The following is a 21,891-nucleotide window of genomic DNA, read 5'->3' as shown; positions in this document are numbered from 1 at the left end:
AGTGGCAGGTGACGTCGCGCCCCAGCAGGTGCCGCTGGCCAGCACCCAGCTCGACTACCACGCGCTCAACGCGATGCTGAACCTCTACGGCCCGAACGGCGAGATCCAGTTCGACAAGGACCGCGAGGCCGCGCGCGCGTACTTCCTCCAGCACGTCAACCAGAACACCGTCTTCTTCCACGACCTCCAGGAGAAGCTCGACTACCTCGTCGAGAACAAGTACTACGACCCGGCCGTCCTCGCGAAGTACGACCGCGCGTTCGTGAAGTCCCTCTTCGAGTTCGCGTACGCCAAGAAGTTCCGGTTCGAGACGTTCCTCGGCGCGTTCAAGTACTACACGTCGTACACGCTCAAGACGTTCGACGGGAAGCGGTACCTGGAGCGCTTCGAGGACCGCGTGTGCATGGTCGCGCTCGGCCTCGCGGACGGGAACGAGCAGGCCGCGCTCGACATCGTCGAGGAGGTCATCTCGGGCCGCTTCCAGCCCGCGACCCCGACGTTCCTCAACGTCGGCAAGGCGCAGCGCGGCGAGCCCGTGTCCTGCTTCCTGCTGCGCATCGAGGACAACATGGAGTCCATCGCGCGGGGCATCAACTCCGCGCTGCAGCTCTCCAAGCGCGGCGGCGGCGTCGCGCTGCTCCTGTCGAACATCCGCGAGCACGGCGCGCCCATCAAGCACATCGAGAACCAGTCGTCCGGCGTCATCCCCGTGATGAAGCTGCTCGAGGACTCGTTCTCCTACGCGAACCAGCTCGGCGCGCGCCAGGGCGCCGGCGCCGTGTACCTGCACGCGCACCACCCGGACATCCTGCGGTTCCTCGACACCAAGCGCGAGAACGCGGACGAGAAGATCCGCATCAAGACGCTGTCGCTGGGCGTCGTGATCCCGGACATCACGTTCGAGCTCGCCAAGAAGAACGAGGACATGTACCTCTTCTCGCCGTACGACGTCGAGCGCGTCTACGGCAAGCCGTTCGCCGACATCTCGGTCACCGAGAAGTACGACGAGATGGTCGACGACTCGCGCATCCGCAAGACGAAGATCAAGGCGCGCGACTTCTTCCAGACGATCGCCGAGCTCCAGTTCGAGTCCGGCTACCCGTACATCATGTTCGAGGACACGGTGAACAAGGCGAACCCGATCAAGGGCCGCATCACCCACTCGAACCTGTGCTCGGAGATCCTCCAGGTCTCGACGCCGTCGACGTTCAACGAGGACCTCTCGTACGACCACGTCGGCCGCGACATCTCCTGCAACCTCGGCTCGCTGAACATCGCGAAGACGATGGACTCGCCGGACTTCGCCAAGACGATCGACACCGCGATCCGCGCGCTCACCGCGGTCTCCGACCAGACGAGCATCGAGTCCGTGCCGTCGATCAAGCGGGCGAACGAGGCGGGCCACGCGATCGGCCTCGGCCAGATGAACCTCCACGGCTACCTCGCGCGCGAGCGGATCCACTACGGCTCCACCGAGGGCGTCGACTTCACCAACATCTACTTCTACACGGTCGCCTACCACGCGATCGCGGCGTCGAACCGCCTCGCGATCGAGCGCGGGCGCGCGTTCGGCGGCTTCGAGGACTCGAAGTACGCGACGGGGGAGTACTTCGACAAGTACACCGACCAGGTGTGGGAGCCGGAGACCGAGCGCGTGCGCCAGCTCTTCGCCGACGCCGGCGTGCACGTGCCGACGCAGGACGACTGGAAGGCCCTCAAGGCCTCGGTCATGGAGCACGGGATCTACAACCAGAACCTCCAGGCCGTCCCGCCGACCGGCTCGATCTCCTACATCAACAACTCGACGTCCTCGATCCACCCGGTGCCGTCGAAGATCGAGATCCGCAAGGAGGGCAAGATCGGGCGCGTCTACTACCCGGCGCCCTACCTGACGAACGACAACCTCGAGTACTACGAGGACGCGTACGAGATCGGCTTCGAGAAGATCATCGACACGTACGCCGCCGCGACGCAGCACGTCGACCAGGGCCTCAGCCTCACGCTGTTCTTCAAGGACACGGTCACGACGCGCGACGTCAACCGCGCGCAGATCTACGCGTGGCGCAAGGGCATCAAGACGCTCTACTACATCCGCCTCCGCCAGATGGCCCTGGAGGGCACGGAGGTCGAGGGTTGCGTCAGCTGCATGCTGTAGTCGCCTGAGGCAACTATTGGTTGCCTCGATGCCCGGCGCCGTCGGCCACCCTCCCGCGGAGGAGTGGCCGACGGCGCAGGGTCCGGTCCCACGAAGTCGTCCCGGTCGGTCCGGGGTCAGCAGGAGAGAAGAAGGCAGATGTCGCCCACGGGGAAGCTCAAGCTCATCGATCGCGTGAGCGCGATCAACTGGAACCGTCTCGAGGACGAGAAGGACCTCGAGGTGTGGGACCGCCTCGTCGGGAACTTCTGGCTGCCGGAGAAGGTGCCGGTGTCGAACGACATCCAGTCGTGGCACACGCTCACCGCCCAGGAGCAGCAGCTCACGATGCGCGTGTTCACGGGCCTCACGCTCCTCGACACGATCCAGGGCACGGTGGGCGCGGTGTCGCTGATCCCCGACGCGATCACGCCGCACGAGGAGGCGGTGTACACCAACATCGCGTTCATGGAGTCGGTGCACGCCAAGAGCTACTCGTCGATCTTCTCGACGCTGTGCTCGACGCGCGAGATCGACGACGCGTTCCGCTGGTCGGAGGAGAACCCGAACCTCCAGCGCAAGGCCGAGATCGTCATGGAGTACTACAAGGGCGACTCGCCGCTCAAGCGCAAGGTCGCGAGCACGCTGCTCGAGTCGTTCCTCTTCTACTCCGGCTTCTACCTGCCGATGTACTGGTCGTCCCGCGCCAAGCTGACGAACACGGCCGACCTCATCCGCCTCATCATCCGCGACGAGGCCGTGCACGGGTACTACATCGGCTACAAGTTCCAGAAGGGCCTCGAGAAGCTCAGCCCCGAGGAGCGCGACGAGCTCAAGGCGTACACGTTCGAGCTGCTCTTCGAGCTCTACGACAACGAGGTGCAGTACACCGAGGACCTCTACGACGGCGTCGGCCTCACCGAGGACGTCAAGAAGTTCCTGCGGTACAACGCCAACAAGGCGCTCATGAACCTCGGCTACGAGGCGCTCTTCCCCAAGGACGAGACCGACGTCAACCCGGCGATCCTCTCGGCCCTGTCGCCGAACGCCGACGAGAACCACGACTTCTTCTCCGGGTCCGGCTCGTCGTACGTCATCGGCAAGGCCGTGAACACCGAGGACGACGACTGGGACTTCTGAGACACGTCTCCAGGACCCCTCGCCACGAGGCGACGACCAGGCCCGGCACCGCAGCAACCTGCGGTGCCGGGCCCTTCGGCTCCCGGACCCCGCGGGCCGGAGACCGGGAGGAACGCCTCGTATTGCCACGCACCGCCTCCGGGCCTACCGTTCGGGACGAGACGGAGCGTTGCGACAGGGGGCGACGATGACCTGGCCGATCGGGTACGTGGTGGTCGTGGTGGTCGTCGGCTGGTGCACCTTCTTCGCGGCCGTCGCACCTCGTCGACCCCACCTGCTGGCGCGGGCGAGCTGGATCTTCGGCATGGTGGTCAACGAGGTGCCGTTCCTGGCGATGTACCTCCTGGTCGCGTCCACCGCCCTGGCGGCCGCCGAGGGTGACCTGGGGACGACGGGAGGCCGGGTCACGGCCGGAGTCGCCGTCGTCGTCGCCGCGGGACTGGTGGTCGTCGCGTGGCGGGGCGTGCGCAGCGACCGGTCGGTGCGGCGGGCACTGGCGGAGGGGCTCGGCCCGGACTGGCGCGAACGGGTGGACGCGCCGCTCCGGCGGCACCGTCCCTGGGCCCGGATCCTGCTGACGCCGTTCGTGCGGTCGCGCCGGGACGTGGAGCGGATCAGGAACATCGCCTACGGCGATGCCGGTCGCCGCAACCTCCTCGATCTCTACCGGCGCCGTGACGTGCCCCAGGACGCACCGGTGCTGGTCTACTTCCACGGCGGCGGGTTCACCGGAGGGGAGAAGAGCCGCGAGGCGCTGCCGTTGCTGACCTGGCTCGCGAGCCGGGGCTGGGTGTGCGTGAGCGCGAACTACCGGCTGCGCCCCCAGGTCACGTTCCCCGACCACCAGATCGATGCCAAGAAGGTCATCGCGTGGGTCCGCGAGCACGGCGGGGAGTACGGTGCCGACCCGGCGAGAGTGTTCGTGGCGGGCAGCTCCGCCGGCGCGAACCTCGCCGGCCTGTGCGCGCTCACCCCGGGCGACCCGCGGTTCCAGCCAGGCTTCGAGCAGGCCGACACCTCGGTCTCCGGGGCGATCCTCCTCTACGGCTACTACGGCCACTACTTCGGCGCGGAGCCGGCCGGGCCACCGCCCGTCCTCCAGCCCCAGGGGTACGTCCACGGCGAGGCGCCGCCGTTCTTCGTCGCCCACGGGACCAAGGACGGCTGGGGCACCGTGGAGGGCGCGCGGCACCTCGTCGCGCGCCTGCGACGCGCCGCGACGAACACCGTGGTCTACGCCGAGCTGCCCGGGGGGCAGCACTCGTTCGACGTCTTCCACTCGCCCCGCTTCGAGGCGGTCGTCGACGGGGTGGACGCCTTCACTGCCTGGGTCCTCGCCGAGGCCCGGCGACCCGCGGGCCCGCCGCGGGAGGGTGTCAGTCAGCGGGCCGGGGCTGCGCGCCCTCGACCGGCGGGTCGGCCGACCACGGGAACGTGATCCACAGGTCGGTGTCCTTCCACGAGTAGTCCGGCTGGATGATCGTGCGCGGCTTGGTGTACAGCACCGCGGAGCGCGCCTCGGCGCCGTGGGTACTGAGCATCTCCATGACCAGGGCGAGCGTACGGCCGGAGTCCGCGACGTCGTCGACCACGAGCACGTGCGCGCCAGGCAGGTCGGACGTGTCCATGAGCGGCGGGAGCACGCGCGGGTCGGTGAGGGTCTGGCCGATGTCGGTGTAGAACTCGACGTTGAGCGTCCCGACGCCCTTGGTCCCGAGCGCGTACGCGACCGCGCCGCCGGGCAGGAGGCCGCCGCGCGCGACGGCGACGACGACCTCGGGCCGGAACCCGCTCGCCACGACCTGCTCGGCGAGCTCGCGCGCGGCGACGCCGAACGTCTCCCACGTGAGCACCTCGCGCTCGGGCGGGACGGCGGGGCTCGGCGACGACGCGTCGTCGGGCACGGCGGGGACCGGGGTCGTGGAGGCGTCCGTCATGGATCGAGAGTACGTCGCGCGACGCGCGGGTCCCGCCCGTCCCGGGTCCCGACGAGCCAGGACCCCCGTCCCGGACCCAGACCGGTCGCGGACGCGACGAGGGCCGCACCCCGTGGTGGGGCGCGGCCCTCGTCGGGTCAGGCGGGGATCACTGCGCGTCGAGGATGTCCACGACGAAGACGAGCGGGGAGTCCGCGGGGATCGTGCCGCTGCCCTGCGCGCCGTAGCCCAGCTCCGACGGGATGACGAGCAGCACCTGGCTGCCGACGGTCTGCCCGGCGAGGCCCTGCGTCCAGCCCGGGATCACCTGCTGGAGCGAGAAGCTCGTCGGAGCGCCGCGGTCCCACGACGAGTCGAAGACGGTGCCGTCGAGCAGCATGCCCGTGTAGTGGGCGGTGACGGTCTGGTCCTCGGTGACGACCGGGCCGGTGCCCTTGATGAGCGTCTGCGCGACGAGCTCGGTCGGGGCCTCGTAGCCCTCGGGGATCTCGATGGTCGGCTTGCCGGTGTCGTCGAGCGTCACGGTCGGCAGGCCCTCGGCAGGCGTGACCGCCTCGCCCTCGGCGCGCGACGGGATGGTCTTGACACCGGTGACCTCACCGATGGTGAGGTAGGTGATCGGCTCACCCGTCGTCTGGTCCGTCGTCGGGTTGGCGAACAGGAAGCGGGTGCCGACCTTCTTGCCGACGACGACGTCGAGGAGCTGCGGGAAGATCGCGTCGTCGATGATCAGCTGCTCGGGGGAGTCCGTCTCCCACGTCGACCCCATCTTGGAGCCGTCCGTTCCGGAGAACGCCGCTGTGTGCATCGTGATCTGCTGCCCCTTGGCGATCTCCTCGCCGTCGCCGTCGTTCAGCGAGATGGCGGCCGCGGCGGAGACCTCGAACGGCTGGTCGAACTCCACGGTCGGCTCGGCGCCGGGGTCGCCGGTGACCGTCACAGCCTCGAGCGCCGCGACGTCCTCGGGCGACGACGTCGCGGCGTCGCTGGCGCCGTCGGCCGCGGACGGGCTCGACGACGTCTCGTCGCCGGAGCCGCCGCCCTCCGAGGCGCAGCCGGAGAGGACGAGGGCGGCGCCCAGGGTGAGCGCGGCGACGCCGCGCAGGGTGCGGTGCTTCACGAGAGGGGGTCCTTCGGGTCGGTGGGACGACGCGGGGCCGTCGGGTCTGGGCCGCACCTGCACGACGACGGTCGTCGGCGTCCCGGGTCGGGGCTGCCTCGCGGCCGCGCGCCGGGTGCAGCACCGGCGCGGACACTCTAGCGGTCCTGCCTGGACACCCGCTGGGAGCTGCAGTCCCGTCCGTCCGTCGGTCCCGCACGCCAGCCGCTCCGCGCGCGGCGCCGGGGGAGAATGGGCGCATGCCGTCCCGTCGACCGTCCCGCAAGCGACCCTGGGGGGCGGAGCCCGCGCCCCTCGACCTGGACCGTGCCCTCGGCGGCGCGCGCCGCGAGTCCGGGGCCGACGGCGAGTGGCAGGTCCGGACCGTGCGCGGCGGGTCCAAGACGTACCTGTGCCCGGGGTGCAACCAGGAGATCCCGCCCGGGACGGGGCACGTCGTGGCGTGGCAGGAGGACTCGTTCTTCGGTGCCGAGACGGCGCTCGACCACCGCCGGCACTGGCACACGTCGTGCTGGCAGGCGCGCGGGCGTCGTCGGCCCCGATAGGTCCGCGGCGGACGAACTAGGCTCGACCACGATGAGCACCGCACCCGAGCCCGCCGGGGCTGACGCACCGGCCGGCCCCACCCCCATCCGGTCCCTGACGGTCCTGCCCGCGCGGCGCGAGGACGTCGAGCTGCACACCGCGGACGGGCTGACGCTCGTCGGCGAGCTCGCGCTCCCCGCGGACCGCGACCCGGTCGCGACGCTGGTGACGCTCCACCCGCTGCCCACGCACGGCGGCTACATGGACTCGCACGTGTACCGGAAGGCGGCCTGGCGCCTGCCCGCGCTCGCCGACCTCGCGGTGCTGCGGTTCAACACGCGCGGGACGTCGTCGCCCCGTGGCACGAGCGAGGGCTCGTTCGACGGCGGTGAGGCCGAGCGCTTCGACGTCGCCGCGGCCATCGAGCTCGCCGAGTTCCGCGACCTGCCGCACCCCTGGCTCGTGGGGTGGTCGTTCGGGACCGAGCTCGCGCTCAAGCACGGGACCGACCCGGCCGTGGAGGGCGCGATCCTGCTGTCGCCGCCGCTGCACCGGGCGACGGACGAGGACCTCGACCGGTGGGACGCGTTCGGCAAGCCGCTCGTGGTGCTCGTCCCCGAGCTCGACGACTACCTGCGCCCCGACGAGGCGCGCCGACGCTTCGCGCGCGTGCGCAACGCGGAGGTGATCGGCGTCGACGGCGCCAAGCACCTGTGGGTGGGCGAGCCGTCGGTGCGGCGGGTGCTCGACGAGATCGTCGGTCACGTCCGACCGGGGTTCCCGCTGCCGCTGCCGACCGAGTGGTCCGGCGACACGACCGGGGCCGTGACGGCCGAGCGCGACACCGCCGACTCCGACCAGGCGAGCTACGAGGCGAGCCGGTCGGACGGCGTCGACGACTGACACCTGGGCGGGACGGTCGCGGCCGTGGCACGGTGGAGCGAGAGCTGACGACGGAAGCACGACCTGAGGAGGACGACGTGACGACGGCCCCGCTCGAGACCTTCACGCTGCGCGAGGGGTACGGGACACCGCTCGTGCTGCTGCACGGCTTCCCGCTGGACCACCGCATGTGGGCCGACGTCGCGGCCGCGCTGCCGGGCGAGCCCACCGTCGTCGCCGTCGACCTCCCGGGGCTCGGCGCGAGCCCGCTGGCGGGCGAGCCGGCGTCGATCGACACCGCGGCCGACGCCACCGCCGCCGCGCTCACCGCGGCGGGGATCACGCGCGCGGTCGTCGCGGGGCTGTCGATGGGCGGCTACGTCGCGCTCGCTCTCGCGGAGCGGCACCCCGGCCTGGTCGCCGGGCTCGGGCTCGTGGACACCAAGTCGACCGCTGACACCGACGAGGCCCGCGCCAACCGGCTGCGCGTCGCGGACGAGGCCGCGCGGTCCCAGACCGTCGACGCCGTCCTCGGCATGCCGGGCGTGATGCTCGGGGAGACGAGCAAGGCCGCGCGCAAGCACCTCACGGCACGGCTCGAGGAGTGGATCCGCGGGCAGCGGCCCGACGGTGTCGCGTGGTCGCAGCGCGCTATGGCGGCCCGGCCGGACCGCACCCACGTGCTCGAGGGGTTCGCCGGCCCGGTGGCCGTGGTCGTGGGGGAGGAGGACGCGCTCACGCCCGCGGCGGAGGCCGAGCACATGGCCGCTGCCGCACCCGCCGCGCAGCTGGTCCAGGTGACGGGCGCCGGGCACATGAGCGCGGTCGAGGACCCGGCCGCCGTGGCGGACGCCCTGGCCGACCTCCTGGCCCGCGCCTCGGCCTGAGCCCGGCCGGCCACGGCCGGCCACGCGCCTGCGCGTCGGCGGGCCGGGGCGGTCAGCGGCCGTCGAGCACGAGCGCGAGCGCGTCCGCGAGGTCGATCGACTCGCCGTCCCGTCCGCCCTTGCCGAGCACGAGCGGCGGGTCCGACGGCTCGACGCTCACCCCGCGCAGCCGTCCCAGCACGGTGCCGGGGACCCCGAGCACGTAGAACTCCCCGTCCTCGCCGACCGCGACGCTGCGGTTGCGGCGCAGGTACCAGCCCTGGAGCGGGGTCCGGTAGGTGGCCGTGCCGTCGAACGACCGGGCGCGCAGCGGCTCGGGCGCGAGGCCGCGCTCACGGGCGCGCACCACGAACTCGGCGAGGAGCGAGCGGGCCGCGGCGCTCTCCCGCGCGCGCTGGCGGTCGAGCTCGCGCTGCTGGTGCGCCGCGGCCTCGGTCCGCTGCCGACGCCAGTCGTCGGCAGCGGACCCGGTGCGGCCCGCGGGGTCCGCGGAGGACACCGGTCAGGCCGGTGCAGGAGCGTCGGTCTCGGCCTCGACGTCAGCCTGACCGGCGGGGCCGCGCTTCGTCGAGGTGCCCGACCCGCCCTGCTGGTCCGGCTCTTCCGCGACGACCGGGAACTCCGCCGTGAGGAGCTGCGCCGCGCGCGCCTGCTGCGCGGGCGTGCCGGCAGGCACCGCAGCCTTCTTCGCCGGAGCCTTCGCGGGCTCGGCCTCGCCGCCGAGGAGCCCGCGCAGCTCGTCGAGGTAGGTGTTGATCGAGTCGTGCTGGCGCGTGAGGTCCTCGAGCTGGCGCTGCGCCACGTTGCGCTGCTGCTCGGCCTCCGCCTTCGCGTCGCTCACCGTCTGGTCCGCGAACGAGCGCGCCTCGGCGACGATCTGGTCGGCGTTGCGCCGGGCCGTCGACATGAGGTCCTTGACGTACGCGTCCGACTCCGTGCGGACCTTCTCCGCCTGCTCCAGCGCGCGCGCGACACGCTTCTCCGCCTCCGCCGCGTGCTCCTCGGCGGTGGCGACGAGCTTCTCCGTCTCGGCCTTGGCCGCGGCGTGCCGCTCCGCGTTCTCGCGCTCCGCCTCCTCGCGGCGGCGCACGACGTCGAGCTCCGCGTCGGCGAGCGCGGTGCGGGCCTTGTCGCGCAGCTCCTCCATCTCCGACGTGACGGCGTTGGCGGCCTCGGTGGCCTTCCGCTGCGCCTCGTCGACCTGGCGCTGCGCCTCCCGGCGCGCGTTCTCCAGGAGCTCCGTGGACTCGCGCTGGGCGGCTTCGCGCTGAGCGGCGGTCTCCGCCGCGACGCGGGCACGCAGCTCGGCGGCCTCGCGCTCGGTCGTGACGCGCAGCTCCGTCGTCTCGCGCTCCGCCGTCGCGCGCAGGGTGCCGAGCTCGCGCTCGAGGGACGCGCGCCGCTCGCTCTCCTCGGTGGCGATCGCGCTCTGGATGCGCGCGGCCTCGCGCTCGGCGGAGCCGACGAACTCCTCGGCGCGGCGCTGCGCGCTGATCAGCGTGCCCTCGGCCTCCGAGGCGCTCGTGGCGCGGATCTCCTCGGACTCGAGCCGCGCGCTGTTGAGGAGCTCGGCGACCTCGTTCTCGGCGCGGGACCGCACCTGGCCGGCCGAGAGCTTGGCGCGCGCCATGATGTCGGCGGCCTGGGCGTTGGCCTGGGAGAGGATGTCCGCGGACTGCTCCTCAGCGGAGCGCATGAGCTGCTCGATGCGGGAGCCGAGGCCGGCGTACGAGGGGCGGTCCGCCTCGCGGAGCTGACGCTGCGCGTCGGAGAGCTCGCTCGTGAGCTGCATGGCGCGGGCGTCCGCGGCCTCGACGCGCGAGCGCGCGTCCTCCACGGCCTTCTCCAGCTTCGCGAGCTGGGCCTCGACCTGGACGCGGTCGTACCCGCGCATGGTGATGGGGAAGAGCGTGCGCTCGTCGGACACGTCGATGACCTCCGGTGCTGGTTCGTCGCGGCGTCCGCCGCCGGGCGGCGTCCCCTCGCGAGGAGGGAGGGCGCGGCGGTCGTGCCACGGCCCCGCCGTGCTCCGACCAGGATACGGGGATCGGGCTGTCCTGAATACCCGGATTGGAGCAGGTGAGACGATGGTCGCAGTGCTGCGGGACGGACGGCACGACGGGACGCGGCAGACCGGTCCGACGGCGTCGCGCGAGCCCTTCCTGAAGGCCGGCTGACGAGCGTGGGACCGTGGGGAGAGGGGCTCGTGAACGGATCGTGAGGATCCGCGCACGATTCCCCGCGGTCGATCTACGAGGGGTTTCGCACCTATTCTGGAACGTCGATCGACGAAGGGAAGCTCGGTGCTCCAACGAATCATCGCCGCCCTCCTGCTCGTGGGAGGGCTCGTCGCCGTCGGCCTCGGCGTCGCGTCCGCCACGGTCTGGCGGGACAGCGACACGGTCGTGGCGACCACGGCGTACACGGGGGACGGCACGCTGCTCGTCACCGAGCCCGGGGTCCTGGACCTCGTCGCCGAGGACGTGACGATCCGTGCCACGGCACCGGGCGAGCAGCAGGTCACGCTCGCGATCGGCCGCGAGGTCGACGTGACGGGCTGGGTCGGGGAGGACGCGCACGGCGTGGTCACCGGGCTCAGCGACTGGGACGCGCTCGCGACGCGTGCGGTCGAGCCGGCCGCCGCGGAGGAGACGCCCGCCGAGGGGGAGACCCCTGCGGACGGAGAGTCCCCCGCCGAGGGGGAGACCCCCGCGGACGGCGAGACGCCGGCTGAGGGCGAGACACCCGCCGAGGGCGAGACGGCCGTCGTCGGCGTCGACCCCGCCGGGTCGGACATGTGGTTCGAGGAGTCGACGGGGGCAGGCTCGGCGAGCCTGCGCTGGTCCGACCAGCCCGGCCGCTGGCAGCTTCTCGTGGCCGGCGTGGGCGAGGACGCCGTCGCCCCGACGCTCGAGCTCTCCTGGCCGCGCGAGGTCGAGACCCCGCTCCTGTGGCCGGGCGTCATCGGCGGTGCGGTGCTGATCCTCCTCGGTCTCGGCATCGGCGCGGCGAGCCTGCGGCCCAAGCGCCGTGGACCGTCGGGACGTGGCACCGCGACGTCGGCCACCCCCACGGTCGCGCCGGCCGCCTCGCCGCAGACGCCGGCGGGCGAGCACGACCCGGGCGAGAACGGCGGCGAGGCGCCGACCGACACCGCGCAGGTGCGCATGCTCACGCGGCGCGAGCTGCGCGAGCGCGAGGAGTCTGACCGCCTCGCGCAGCAGCAGACGCGCGCGCAGAAGCCGCGGCGCGCCTGGCTCACCGGTCAGATCCCGATCGTCGCGCGGGGCGAGCGGCGCCCCAAGACCGCGGCGCAGCCGGCCGTCGACGCGGCGGACGGCCACCCGACCACCCAGGACAGCGCGACGACACGTGCCGACGCCTGGCGCCGAGCATGGGGATTCACTCCCGGCAGCTCGGGGACGAGCGAGGCCCCCGACCCGCAGCGCGACCCGGACGAGACGAAGGACAGCACCCGATGACCAGCACCACCCGCGACACGGCCCGCGCCCGACGCGCCCGCCGTCACCTCGCCGGGGTGGCCGGCGGTCTTGTCGGCGCGCTCCTCCTCGCCGCCTGCTCCACGCCCCTGCCGACGCCGCAGCCGGACCCCACCCAGGACCCGCCCCCTCCCGTCCTCTCCGAGGCGCAGGAGACCGTGGTGCTGGACGCGGTCGCCTCCGCGCTCGCCGCGGCGAGCGAGGCGAACGACCCGGCGCAGCTCGACGCCCGCGTCACCGGCCCGGCGCTCGCGATCCGCACGAGCCAGCTCGCCGTCGCCGCCGCGCGCGGCAACGCGGACCTCGTGACGGAGCTGCCGACCGAGGCCCAGCAGGTCGTCATCCCGACGACGCAGACCTGGCCGCGCACGTCGTACGCCGTGAGCGTCCAGCCCGAGAGCCTGCAGACCCCGCGGCTCTCCGTCCTCGAGCAGGCGGGCGCGCGGGACGTGTACCAGCTCTGGGGGTGGGTCCGGCTGCTCCCCGGCGTGACGATGCCCAGCTTCGCGGACCCGAGCATCGGGAGCGAGGCCGTCGCGCCCGACGACTCGAGTCTCCTCGTCACGCCGACGGACGCCGTCGCGCAGTACGCCGACGTGCTCAACCTCGGGGCCGGCTCCGGCTTTGCCGGGTCGTTCGAGGACGACTCGTTCCGGACGCTGCTCGCCGAGCGCGCCCAGGCGTGGACCACGGCGCTCGAGCCCGCCGCCGGCGCGTACGCGCTGGCGTTCACCCCGAACGCCGACGAGCCGGTCCGCTCGGTGCGGACCGCGGACGGCGGTGCGCTCGTCGTCGGTGCCATGACGTCGCTCGAGTCGATGACGGCCGAGGAGGGCGCGCAGGTCCCGCCCGACACGGAGACGATCAAGGCGCTGTACGGGACGGCCACCCCGACGAACGTGCTCAAGGTCGGGTACCAGGACGTCGTCGCGCTCTACGTCCCGCCGGCCGGGTCGGACGAGAAGATCCGCGTCGTCGGCAACGAGCACGTCGCGACATCGGTGGCGAACGCCTGACGCTCCGTAGGATTGCGACCATGAGCGAACCTACCCAGCCCGCGTTCGACGTGCGCGGAGCGGTCGACCTGTCCGCGCTGACCAGGCCGCAGTCCCCTCCTCCCGGGGAGGAGGGCGGCGCCCCGGCGGCAGGCGGCTACGTCGTCGACGTCACGGACGAGACGTTCGGCCAGCTCGTCCAGGACTCGACGCAGTACCCGGTCGTGGTCCTGCTCTGGATCCCGACCGACCAGGCGAACGCGCAGCTCGGCACCGACCTCGGCGCGCTCGCCGACGAGTACGCGGGCCGCTTCCTCCTGGCCCGCGTCGACGCCCAGGCCTATCCGCAGATCACGGCGGCGTTCCAGGTGCAGGGCGTCCCGACCGTCGTCGCCGTCCTCCAGGGCCAGCCGGTGCCGCTGTTCCAGGGCGCCGCTCCCGCCGAGCAGGTGCGCTCGGTGATCGAGCAGGTCCTTCAGGCCGCCGAGGCGAACGGTGTCACCGGCCGCGCGCCGTCCCAGGGCGGCGACGGCGAGCCCGTGCCCGCCGAGCCCGCCCCGGAGCCGGAGCCGGAGCTGCCGCCGCTGCACCAGGAGGCGTACGACGCGATCGAGCGCGACGACCTCGACGCCGCCGTCGCGGCCTACGAGAAGGCGATCAAGCAGGACCCGCGCGACGCGCTCGCCGTCGCCGGGCTCGCGCAGGTCCGCCTCCTCCAGCGCACGCGCGACGCCGACCTCGCCACCGTCCGCGCCGCGGCCGCGGACGCGCCGGGGGACGTCGACGCGCAGCTCGCCATCGCCGACCTCGACGTCCTCGGCGGCCACGTCGACGACGCGCTGGGCCGCCTGCTCGACCTCCTCCCCGGCGCCGACGCCGACGGCAAGGAGAAGCTCCGCGTGCGCCTCCTCGACTACTTCGAGGTCGTCGGCCCCACCGACCCCCGCGTCGGCAAGGCCCGCCAGCGCCTCGCGATCAGCCTCTACTGACGCACCCGCACCCGCACCCGCACCCGCACCCGGACGATCGGCGGCCGGTCACCCACGGTGACCGGCCGCCGTCGCGCTGAGGAGGCAGCGCAGGAGGTGCGACGAAAGCCGGGTGGGTGGGGTGGTGGCGCCGGGTCGTGGCGGGCCTGGCGGGAGCCGCGAGGAACGAGCGGCGGATGGTAGACCCGGCGCCACCAGCCCACCCACCACCCAGGGTGACCAGACCTCTACGTCGGCAGACCAGGCCTCGACGTCGGCAGACCTCTACCTCTGTGACGGGACGAGGTACAGCGCGCCGAGCGGGGGCAGGCGCAGGGTCGCGGAGTGCGCACGACCCTTCCACGGGACGGGCTCCGCCTCGACCTCGCCGAGGTTGCCGACACCCGACCCGCCGTACACCTCGGCGTCGGTGTTGAGCACCTCGCGCCACGCTCCGCCCGACGGCAGCGCGACGCGGTAGCCCTCGTGCGGCGTGCCGGCGAAGTTCACGACGACGGCGACCTCGCCCCCGTCGCGCCCGCGGCGGACGTACGCGAGGACGTTGTGGTCGGCGTCGTCGGCGTCGAGCCACTCGAAGCCGGCGGGGTCGTGGTCGAGCTCCCAGAGCGCGGGGGTCGCGCGGTAGAGGGCGTTGAGGTCGCGCACGGCGCGCTGCACGCCCTGCCGGCCGGGGTCGGCCGCGAGGCCGTCCCAGTCGAGCGAGCGGCCCTCGTTCCACTCGGTGTGCTGGCCGATCTCGCTGCCCATGAAGAGGAGCTGCTTGCCGGGGTGGGACCACTGGTAGGCGAGGAACGCGCGGACGCCGGCGCGCTTCTGCCAGTCGTCGCCGGGCATCTTGCCGTAGAGCGAGCCCTTGCCGTGCACGACCTCGTCGTGGCTGATCGGCAGGACGAACTGCTCGGAGTAGGCGTACACCATCGAGAAGGTGATCTCGTGGTGGTGGTAGCGCCGGTTGATGGGCTCCTCCGCGACGTAGCGCAGGGAGTCGTTCATCCAGCCCATGTTCCACTTGAGCCCGAACCCGAGACCTCCGGCCGACGTCGGACGGGTCACGCCGGGCCACGCGGTCGACTCCTCGGCGATCATCATGACGCCGGGCGTGCGTCGGTAGGCCGTGGCGTTGGCCTCCTGGAGGAACGCGATGGCCTCGAGGTTCTCGCGCCCGCCGTGCACGTTGGGGTGCCACTGCCCGGGGCCGCGGGAGTAGTCGAGGTAGAGCATGGACGCGACGGCGTCGACGCGGAGCGCGTCGACGTGGAACTCCTCGAGCCAGTACGTCGCGTTGGCGACGAGGAAGTTGCGGACCTCGTTGCGCCCGAAGTCGAAGACGAACGTGCCCCAGTCGGGCTGCTCCCCGCGCAGGGGGTCGGCGTGCTCGTAGCAGGGGGTGCCGTCGAAACGCGCGAGGGCCCACTCGTCGCGCGGGAAGTGCGCCGGGACCCAGTCGACGACGACGCCGACGCCCGAGGCGTGGAGGCGGTCGACGAGGTAGCGGAAGTCGTCGGGGTGCCCGAACCGTGACGTCGGCGCGTAGTAGCCGGTGACCTGGTAGCCCCACGACCCGCCGAACGGGTGCTCGGCGACGGGCAGGAGCTCGACGTGCGTGAAGCCCTGCTCGACGACGTACGCGGTGAGCTGCTCGGCCAGGTCGCGGTAGGACAGGCCCTGGCGCCACGAGCCCAGGTGCACCTCGTAGATGCTCAGCGGCTGCGTGTGCGGGTCGTGGGCGGCGCGCGCGGCGAGCCACGCGTCGTCGGTCCACGCGAACTGCGACTCGACGACGATGCTCGCCGTCGCGGGCGGCACCTCCGCCGCCTTGGCGAGCGGGTCGGCCTTCTGGCGCCACGAGCCGTCGGGGCCGAGGATCTCGTACTTGTACCGCGCGCCCGCGCCGACGCCGGGGACGAACAGCTCCCAGACGCCGCTCGAGCCGAGCGAACGCATCGGGTGCGTCGCGCCCCAGCCGTTGAAGTCGCCGATGACGCGGACGGCGCGCGCGTTGGGCGCCCAGACGGCGAACGCGGTGCCGGTGGTGTCGCCGAGCGCGCTGGGGTACGTGCGCAGGTTGGCGCCCAGCACGCGCCACAGCTCCTCGTGCCGGCCCTCGCGGAGGAGGTGCAGGTCGACCTCGCCGAGCGCGGGCAGGAAGCGGTACGGGTCGTCGGTCGTGGTGGCCTCGTGGCCGTAGCGCGCGCGGACGCGGTAGTCAGGGGCGTGCCGGGTCCCGTCGGCGTCCTGGTGCACCGGGACGACGGCGGCCCAGACGCCGTCCTGCTCGTGCGCGGCGGCGTGCTCGCCGTCGGTCGTGACGACGACGACCTCGTCGGCGAGCGGGCGCAGGACCCGCACGACGGCACGCGCGTCGTCCGCGTCGGGCGCCAGGTGCGGGCCGAGCACGGCGTGCGGGTCGAACGTACGGCCGGACGCCGCGGCGGCGAGCGCGTCCGCGGGCACGACGACGGGGGGCGGGGTGGCGGAGTCGGCTGGCCCGGTCATGGGGCAACCTTTCCACGTCCGCGTGCCGTGCACCGGACAGGCTCGCCCGGTGGCCGCGAGGGGGCGCTCGCGACCACCGGGCGAGCCGGACCGGAGGACGTCAGGACGGCACGGTCCAGCGCTGGTTGGCGGTGCCCGTGCAGTCCCAGACCTGGAGCCGGGTCCCGTTCGTCGACGACTGGCCGGTGACGTCGAGGCACCTGTTCGACTGCGGGTTGCGCAGGGACTGCGCCGCCGCGGAGTACACCCACTGCTGCGCGCCCGAGCCGTTGCAGTCCCAGATCTGGACCACCGTGCCGTTGGTCGTGCCCTGGCCCGCGACGTCCAGGCACCTGCCTGCGTTCGGGTTGCGGATCGTGCCGTCGGCGCGCACCTCCCACGTCTGCGCGACGCCCGGCGCGCACGTGTAGAGCTGGACGGTGGTCCCGTTGGCGGTGCCCGACGCGGCGACGTCGACGCACTTGCCGGCGAGCCCGACGATCGCGCCGGTCGCGGGAGCCGGGCCAGGGTTCGGCGTCCCGCCGCCGGAGCCGAGCTGCACCTCGCCCTGGTTGAGCACGCGCGGGTGGAAGTACGCCGCCTGGACCTCGGCGTCCGTGTTGCTCCCGCGCAGCTGCTCGGACCAGACCATGAAGTAGCTCCAGCGTGGCTGGGCCGTGAGGAGCGCGTCGTTCGGGACCTTCCCCATCTCGGCGATGGCGATGGGCTTGCTCCCGGCGATGGACTGGATCTGCTGGTAGTCCGAGGTGCTGGGGTGGTTCTTGTACCAGACGTCGAGGCTCACCACGTCGACGTAGGAGGAGCCGGGATAGTAGCTCGCCCAGTTCGCGTTCGGGTTGTCCTGGACGTTCCAGACCCAGATGAGGTTGTCGAGGCCCTGGGAGTCGAAGTAGTCCTTCATCTGCTGGTAGATCTTCGCGCCGCCGTTGGCCCCGGCGCGCCCGCCCCACCAGTTCCACGTCTCGTTCATCTCGTGGAACGGCCGCCACAGCACCGGCACGCCGGCGTCCTTGAGCTGGCGCAGGTAGGGCACGACCTCGGCCATGCGCGCGCGCCAGGTCTGGTTGAGCGCGGTGCCGCCGGTGACGATCTGCTCGAACTGGCTCTGGCTGATCTGCGTCTTGACACCGCCCTCGAACTCGCACGTCGACGGTCCGGTCGGGGAGCAGACGTGCCACGTGAGGGCGACGAGCGATCCGTTGGCCCACTCCGTCTTCGCCTGGTCGACGACGCGCTGCCGGTTCGCCTGGTCCTGACCGCGGAACATCATGTCGCCGCCCCACAGGCCCGGGTACTGGCCGGTGATGTCGCGCACCTGCTGGGTGTACTGACCGGGTGCCGAGGCCGGTTCCTTGTTGTGCTGGCCCGAGACGATCGACGTCCCGGTGATCGACCGCAGGTAGTCGATCACCGCCTGCTTGTCGCGCGCCGGGAAGGCGTGCGCGACGGGGGTGGTCGGGACGAGCGTGGCCACGAGCAGCGCTGCGAGACCCGCTGCGAGCGCCGTGAGGGCGCGTCGCGGGGTGCTCCGGCGGGCGATCGTCGTCGCGCCGGGTGCCGGTTCGGGAGCGTGCCCGGGTCTGGGCTGGGTGGGGATGAGGTGTCGCATGCGTCCTCCGCGCCGTTGCGTGAGTGGTGCCTGACGAGCGGCCACGGTAGTACCGAGCCGATGCTGCTGTCTAGCGTTGTCATGAACCGCTTAATGTGTTGATAACACTTGGATCGGCCGTGGAAGCGATGTCACGGTGACAGCGTTGACACGAGGGTGGACCACGCTCTACGGTCGCCCTGCGTCGGGCGGCCGGCGCGCCACCGACGCGAAGGAGCGGACGATGACCCCACGACGACTGCGTGCGGCGAGGCCCCGCGCAGGCAACGCCGACACCCACCGAGGCCGACCGCACGCCGGGCGTCGACCCCCCGCCGGGCGCCGACCGCTCGGCCTGGCCACCGCCGTCGTGCTGGCGCTCGCGGGTACGGTCGTCCCCGTCGGCGCCGCCGCGGGCAGCGCGGACGGCAGCCCGACCAGCACCGCCGCCGCCCCGACGAAGGAGACCCCCGCCGTGAGCGCACCCCTCGGCGAGAGCCGCAACACCTCGTTCGTCGAGCGCGACGGCGCGCGCCTCGTCCTCGACGGCGAGACGTTCCGCTTCAGCGGGACGAACATCTACTGGCTCGGCCTCGACGAGAACGTCCCGCCCGGCACGGTCGACTACCCGACGGCGTTCCGCATCCGCGACGCGCTCGACACGGCCTCGAACCTCGGCGTGACGGTCGTGCGCTCGCACATGCTCGCGTCGACGGGTACGCCGCTCGCGATCCTCCCGTCGAAGGAGGCGGGGTACAACGCCGACGCGTTCGCGAGCATCGACTACGCCGTCGCCTACGCCGGCTCGAAGGGCATCCGCCTCGTCCTGCCGCTCACCGACGAGTGGGCGTACTACCACGGCGGGCACCGCGACTTCGGGGCCCCGTACGGGCTGTGCGCGCCGACGACGCCGCTCACGCCGTGCGCGGAGTTCTACTCCGACCCGCGCGTCGTCGCGGACTTCACGGACTACGTGCACCACGTCATGGACCACGTGAACCCGTACACCGGGCTCGCGCTCAAGGACGACCCGACGGTCCTCGCGTGGGAGCTCGGCAACGAGCTCGAGGGCATGACGCCGGAGTGGATCGGGCACGTCGCCACCGAGATCTCCGAGCGCGCGCCGCGCCAGCTCGTCGCGGCGGGCAAGCGGTTCGGCATCGACGACGACACGCTCGCCTCCCCGCTCGTCGACATCGTCGACGTGCACTACTACCCGCCGACGGCGAGCGGCGTCCGCGCGGACGCGGCCCGCATCACCGACGCCGGGAAGGTGTACATCGCGGGCGAGTACGCCTCGACCGCCGCGACGCCCGAGCTGCTCGAGCCGCTCGCGGCCGAGCCCGACGTCACGGGCATGATGTTCTGGTCCCTCTTCGGGCACGACGACGCGTCCGGCCTCGTGCCGCACGACGACGGCTTCACGCTGCACGACCCGGGCGCAGACGACCGGATGCGCGGCAACGTCGCGGCGATCCGCGACTTCTCGGCGGCGCTCGCGGGCGCCCCGGTCGCCGTCGAGATGAAGCAGCCGCTCGTGACGTCGGTCGGTAGCACGTACGGCTTCCACGAGGTGTCGTGGCGCGGCGCCGCGGGCGCGGCCACGTACCGGGTCGAGCGCGCGGCGGTGTCGGACGGCGTCCCGAGCGGGCCGTTCGAGGTCGTCGCCGAGGGTCTGACGGACACGGGCGAGCCGTACCTCGACACGTCCGCAGGCGGGGACGCGGCCTACCGCGTGGTGCCGGTCGGCACCGACGGCACGGACGGGCCCGTCTCGGAGTCGGTCGTCGTCGCGGCGGGCGAGCAGGTCCTCGTCGACCCGCTCGAGACGCAGCGTCCGCTCGTCGACCACGCCGGGCTCCGCGTCACGCCCGACGGCGACGCCGCGCTGCTCGGCCCGGCCGGCGACGGCGCCGCGCACGCGACGTGGGCGCTTGACGGCCTCACGGGCGCGGAGCTGCGCGTGCGGGCGGCGACCGCCGCCGACGTCGCGGCGCTCGTCGTGGAGACCAGCACCGACGGCGAGACGTGGGCCGCGGCGAGCACCGCCGTCGGGCCCGACGAGGACGGGCGCTTCCGCGTCGCGGTCTCGGCGGCGCAGGGCGAGCGGCTCCGCGTCACGTGGCCGGCGGGCTCGTCGGCGCGGCTCGAGCGCGTCACGCTGCGCGGCGCCGCCGACCTGCCCGTGCTCGACGACGCTCTGGACGACCTGGCGGGGGCGAACGTCGAGGGGTCGGTCGGCATCGACACCGGCAACCCGGACCTGTTCGGCGGTGATGCCGGGCGGGCGAAGCGCGACACGCCCGGCGCGGCGTCGCTCGCATGGGAGGCGGACGGACTCACGCGCCTCGAGGCGACGGGGTGGTACTGGCCCGACGCCGAGCCGGCCCACCTCGCGTTCGAGGCGCGGGTCGACGGCGCGTGGCAGGGCCTCGACGCCGCGGTCGCCGGCGCTCCGGGGACCGTGGGCGGCGCGTGGGGTCGCTTCGCGTACACCGCGCCCCTGCCCGCGGGGACCGACGCGGTGCGCGCGGTCTGGCCCGCCGACGCGACGCCGGAGTGGGCGCAGCAGCTCGGCCACGTGCAACTGTTCGGCACGGGCGGGGAGCTCGCCGCTCCGAGCGCGTTCGCGGCGCTCGCGCCCGACGACGGCGCGTCCGCACTGCGCGGCACGCCGACCCTGCGGTGGGAGCCGGCGGCGCAGGCCGCGACCTACCGCGTGACGCTCGCCCGGACCGACGCGCCCGGTACGCCGCTCGTGTCCGCCGAGGTGCGCGGCACGAGCCTCGCACCTGCCGTGGAGCTCGACGCCGCGACGTCGTACACGTGGCACGTCGAGGCGGTGAACGGCGCCGGGGGCACGGGCATGACGGGCGGGCCGCGGACCTTCGCGACCGACGCGCTGCCGACCGAGCCGCTCGTCGTCGAGGACTACGAGGGCTTCGCCGACGACGCCGCGCTCACCGCCGCGCACCGCGCGAACACGGGAGGCGACCCGATCACGTCGACGCTCGTCCCCGGCGCCGGCGGCGGTCATGCGATGCGGCTCGCGACGACGCTCGCGTCGTCGGGGTACGCGGGCGTGACCCGTACGTTCGACGCGCCGCAGTCGTGGTGGGGCTACGAGGGCCTCGACCTGTGGCTCGACCGCTCCGGCCTCGGCGCGGGGCAGAACCTGACCGTGCAGGTCGTCGCGGGCGGCCAGTTCTGGGAGACGGTGCTGCCCGACGCGGGCCCGCAGCCCGCGGGGGTCGTGCACGTGCCGTTCGCGGACCTGGCCCTCCCGCCGTGGGCGGGCGGCGGCGGTCGCCCGGACCTCCAGGCGGTCACCGAGATCTCGTTCTACCTCGGAGGCAACGGTCCGGCGGCGCTCGTCGTCGACGACGTGCGGACCGCCGTCGCTGCGCGGGACGTGCCCGTGACCGTCGAGGCGTCGTCGCGGTGCCTCGCGGGGAAGGCGTACGTCGCCGTCCGGGCGACGAACGACGGTGACGTGCCGATCGCCGTGACGCTCGGCACGCCGTACGGGAGCAGGGCCTTCGCGGCCGTCGCGCCGGGGGCCAACGCGTACCAGTCGTTCGCGGTCCGCGCGACGTCGGTGCCCGGCGGGTCGGCGGTCGTCACCGTGGGCTCGGGCGACGACGCGGTCGAGCTCGACGCCCCGTACGCGGCGGTCGCCTGCGGCTGAGGACAAAGCC

At 73.1% G+C, this 21,891-nt stretch carries 16 protein-coding genes; 10 read left to right on the top strand and 6 right to left on the bottom strand.

The annotated features are described in order from the left end of the window. The first annotated feature begins 1 nt into the window (after window position 1). The 3 genes from nrdE to JOE63_RS16225 all read left to right on the top strand — a co-directional run bounded on the left by nrdE (window position 2) and on the right by JOE63_RS16225 (window position 4,712). A complete protein-coding gene (gene nrdE, locus JOE63_RS16235) occupies window positions 2-2,155 on the top strand; it encodes a class 1b ribonucleoside-diphosphate reductase subunit alpha (protein WP_204543789.1) in 2,154 nt (717 codons plus the stop codon). Window positions 2,156-2,293: 138 nt separating this feature from the next. Further along, the gene (nrdF, locus tag JOE63_RS16230) at window positions 2,294-3,274 is read left to right on the top strand and encodes a class 1b ribonucleoside-diphosphate reductase subunit beta (RefSeq protein WP_087469502.1); all 981 of its coding nucleotides are present in this window, start codon (window positions 2,294-2,296) and stop codon (window positions 3,272-3,274) included. Between the two features lie 187 nt (window positions 3,275-3,461). Continuing rightward, on the top strand, window positions 3,462-4,712 hold the full coding sequence (locus JOE63_RS16225; RefSeq protein WP_204542611.1) for an alpha/beta hydrolase: 1,251 nt from the start codon (window positions 3,462-3,464) through the stop codon (window positions 4,710-4,712). Here the strand turns inward: JOE63_RS16225 and JOE63_RS16220 are convergent. Together JOE63_RS16220 and JOE63_RS21485 are read right to left on the bottom strand one after the other, a co-directional pair. Continuing rightward, complete coding sequence (locus JOE63_RS16220; protein ID WP_204542609.1) at window positions 4,651-5,211, bottom strand: phosphoribosyltransferase; 561 nt, start codon at window positions 5,209-5,211, stop codon at window positions 4,651-4,653. The genes JOE63_RS16225 and JOE63_RS16220 overlap by 62 nt on opposite strands. A 148-nt stretch (window positions 5,212-5,359) precedes the next feature. Further along, the gene (locus JOE63_RS21485) at window positions 5,360-6,331 is read right to left on the bottom strand and encodes an FKBP-type peptidyl-prolyl cis-trans isomerase (protein ID WP_307840165.1); all 972 of its coding nucleotides are present in this window, start codon (window positions 6,329-6,331) and stop codon (window positions 5,360-5,362) included. Between the two features lie 239 nt (window positions 6,332-6,570). On the opposite strand from JOE63_RS21485, the gene JOE63_RS16210 reads away from it, so the two are divergent. From JOE63_RS16210 to JOE63_RS16200, 3 genes are all read left to right on the top strand, one after another. Beyond that, window positions 6,571-6,876, top strand: a complete 306-nt coding sequence (locus tag JOE63_RS16210; protein ID WP_047232918.1) for a hypothetical protein — start codon at window positions 6,571-6,573, stop codon at window positions 6,874-6,876. Between the two features lie 31 nt (window positions 6,877-6,907). After that, window positions 6,908-7,759, top strand: a complete 852-nt coding sequence (locus JOE63_RS16205) for an alpha/beta hydrolase (protein WP_239576727.1) — start codon at window positions 6,908-6,910, stop codon at window positions 7,757-7,759. A gap of 77 nt (window positions 7,760-7,836) precedes the next feature. Then, complete coding sequence (locus tag JOE63_RS16200) at window positions 7,837-8,625, top strand: alpha/beta fold hydrolase (RefSeq protein WP_087469499.1); 789 nt, start codon at window positions 7,837-7,839, stop codon at window positions 8,623-8,625. A 52-nt stretch (window positions 8,626-8,677) separates the two neighbouring features. On the opposite strand, the gene JOE63_RS16195 is transcribed toward JOE63_RS16200, so the two are convergent. Beyond that, entirely contained in the window at window positions 8,678-9,124 is a 447-nt protein-coding gene (locus JOE63_RS16195; protein ID WP_204542607.1) for a hypothetical protein, read from the bottom strand. Between the two features lie 3 nt (window positions 9,125-9,127). Further along, window positions 9,128-10,552 (bottom strand): hypothetical protein, encoded by a 1,425-nt coding sequence (locus tag JOE63_RS16190; RefSeq protein ID WP_204542605.1) that lies wholly within the window; start codon window positions 10,550-10,552, stop codon window positions 9,128-9,130. 376 nt (window positions 10,553-10,928) lie between these two features. Here JOE63_RS16190 and JOE63_RS16185 point away from each other — a divergent pair, with 376 nt between their 5' ends. From JOE63_RS16185 to JOE63_RS16175, 3 genes are read left to right on the top strand one after another with little or no spacing between them, the layout of a single operon-like run. After that, window positions 10,929-12,107 carry a hypothetical protein gene (locus tag JOE63_RS16185; protein WP_204542603.1) on the top strand — a complete coding sequence of 393 codons (1,179 nt, stop codon included), beginning with the start codon at window positions 10,929-10,931 and terminating at the stop codon, window positions 12,105-12,107. Then, a complete protein-coding gene (locus JOE63_RS16180; protein WP_087469496.1) occupies window positions 12,104-13,141 on the top strand; it encodes a hypothetical protein in 1,038 nt (345 codons plus the stop codon). Before JOE63_RS16185 ends, JOE63_RS16180 begins: the two co-directional genes overlap by 4 nt. A gap of 20 nt (window positions 13,142-13,161) precedes the next feature. Next, window positions 13,162-14,109 carry a tetratricopeptide repeat protein gene (locus tag JOE63_RS16175; protein ID WP_204542601.1) on the top strand — a complete coding sequence of 316 codons (948 nt, stop codon included), beginning with the start codon at window positions 13,162-13,164 and terminating at the stop codon, window positions 14,107-14,109. Window positions 14,110-14,373: 264 nt separating this feature from the next. Here the strand turns inward: JOE63_RS16175 and glgB are convergent, their stop codons facing one another. Together glgB and JOE63_RS16165 are read right to left on the bottom strand one after the other, a co-directional pair. Continuing rightward, on the bottom strand, window positions 14,374-16,605 hold the full coding sequence (gene glgB / locus JOE63_RS16170; RefSeq protein WP_204542599.1) for a 1,4-alpha-glucan branching protein GlgB: 2,232 nt from the start codon (window positions 16,603-16,605) through the stop codon (window positions 14,374-14,376). A 100-nt stretch (window positions 16,606-16,705) separates the two neighbouring features. Further along, window positions 16,706-18,214, bottom strand: coding sequence for a glycosyl hydrolase (locus JOE63_RS16165; protein ID WP_204542597.1), 1,509 nt, complete (start codon window positions 18,212-18,214; stop codon window positions 16,706-16,708). 223 nt (window positions 18,215-18,437) lie between these two features. Here JOE63_RS16165 and JOE63_RS16160 point away from each other — a divergent pair, with 223 nt between their 5' ends. After that, a complete protein-coding gene (locus JOE63_RS16160) occupies window positions 18,438-21,881 on the top strand; it encodes a carbohydrate binding domain-containing protein (RefSeq protein WP_204542595.1) in 3,444 nt (1,147 codons plus the stop codon). The last annotated feature ends 10 nt before the right edge of the window (window positions 21,882-21,891 follow it).

Origin of the sequence: Cellulosimicrobium cellulans (assembly GCF_016907755.1) — a bacterium.
Classification (GTDB): Bacteria; Actinomycetota; Actinomycetes; order Actinomycetales; family Cellulomonadaceae; genus Cellulosimicrobium; species Cellulosimicrobium cellulans_D.
This window is presented reverse-complemented; position numbering and strand designations above follow the sequence as displayed.

What these genes read in the sequence shown, in the direction of transcription:
- nrdF (WP_087469502.1), top strand. Translation starts at nt 2,294, where the DNA reads ATGTCGCCCACGGGGAAGCTCAAGCTCATCGATCGCGTGAGCGCGATC.
- JOE63_RS16225 (WP_204542611.1), top strand. Translation starts at nt 3,462, where the DNA reads ATGACCTGGCCGATCGGGTACGTGGTGGTCGTGGTGGTCGTCGGCTGG.
- JOE63_RS16220 (WP_204542609.1), bottom strand. Translation starts at nt 5,211, where the DNA reads ATGACGGACGCCTCCACGACCCCGGTCCCCGCCGTGCCCGACGACGCG.
- JOE63_RS16210 (WP_047232918.1), top strand. Translation starts at nt 6,571, where the DNA reads ATGCCGTCCCGTCGACCGTCCCGCAAGCGACCCTGGGGGGCGGAGCCC.
- JOE63_RS16205 (WP_239576727.1), top strand. Translation starts at nt 6,908, where the DNA reads ATGAGCACCGCACCCGAGCCCGCCGGGGCTGACGCACCGGCCGGCCCC.
- JOE63_RS16180 (WP_087469496.1), top strand. Translation starts at nt 12,104, where the DNA reads ATGACCAGCACCACCCGCGACACGGCCCGCGCCCGACGCGCCCGCCGT.
- JOE63_RS16175 (WP_204542601.1), top strand. Translation starts at nt 13,162, where the DNA reads ATGAGCGAACCTACCCAGCCCGCGTTCGACGTGCGCGGAGCGGTCGAC.
- glgB (WP_204542599.1), bottom strand. Translation starts at nt 16,605, where the DNA reads ATGACCGGGCCAGCCGACTCCGCCACCCCGCCCCCCGTCGTCGTGCCC.
- JOE63_RS16165 (WP_204542597.1), bottom strand. Translation starts at nt 18,214, where the DNA reads ATGCGACACCTCATCCCCACCCAGCCCAGACCCGGGCACGCTCCCGAA.
- JOE63_RS16160 (WP_204542595.1), top strand. Translation starts at nt 18,438, where the DNA reads ATGACCCCACGACGACTGCGTGCGGCGAGGCCCCGCGCAGGCAACGCC.